The 536-nt window shown below is 59.1% G+C and carries 1 protein-coding gene and 1 pseudogene; both read left to right on the forward strand.

Annotated elements, in window-relative coordinates:
* Positions 1–10 precede the first annotated feature (10 nt).
* On the forward strand, positions 11–133 hold the full coding sequence (locus CXQ89_RS17985) for an SDR family oxidoreductase (RefSeq protein WP_258060216.1): 123 nt from the start codon (positions 11–13) through the stop codon (positions 131–133).
* A gap of 70 nt (positions 134–203) precedes the next feature.
* Positions 204–536 (forward strand): annotated as a pseudogene (locus CXQ89_RS17990) (aminopeptidase P family protein); the annotation flags it as partial.

The following is a 536-nucleotide window of genomic DNA, read 5'->3' on the forward strand; positions in this document are numbered from 1 at the left end:
TGAAGGCATTCTGCGGGGGCGCCCTGCCAACGTCACTGACATCGCCGGGACTGCCCTGTTTCTTGCATCCAAGGACTCGGACTACATGACAGGACAGGTCGTCATGATCGACGGGGGAATGGTCCTCGTCTAATCCGCCGAAGGGCGGCAGTAACGACAGCCATACAAGGCTGCAAATTCACTATATAACTGGAGGACTTATCGTGCCTGGAATTCTTGACAGCACTGCCACACGCGGCGTCATGGGAGTGGACTGGGAGCAGCGGCTGGACTTTGACCGACTCCGAACCCAGAGGCTCGCCCGCCTGAAGGCCGAACTCCAGGGCTCAGAGGTAGGCGCGCTCCTGGCCTTCGACTTCGCGAATATCCGCTACATGACCGCCACCCACATCGGAACCTGGGCCATCGACAAGATGATCCGCTTCAGCCTCCTGACCAGAAACAGCGACCCCATCTCCTGGGATTTCGGATCCGCCGCGAAGCACCACAAGCTCTTCAACCCTTGGCTTGACCAAACAACAGCAGAAGCCGACGCC

Source organism: Arthrobacter sp. ZGTC212 (assembly GCF_002929255.1).
GTDB lineage: Bacteria > Actinomycetota > Actinomycetes > Actinomycetales > Micrococcaceae > Arthrobacter_B > Arthrobacter_B sunyaminii.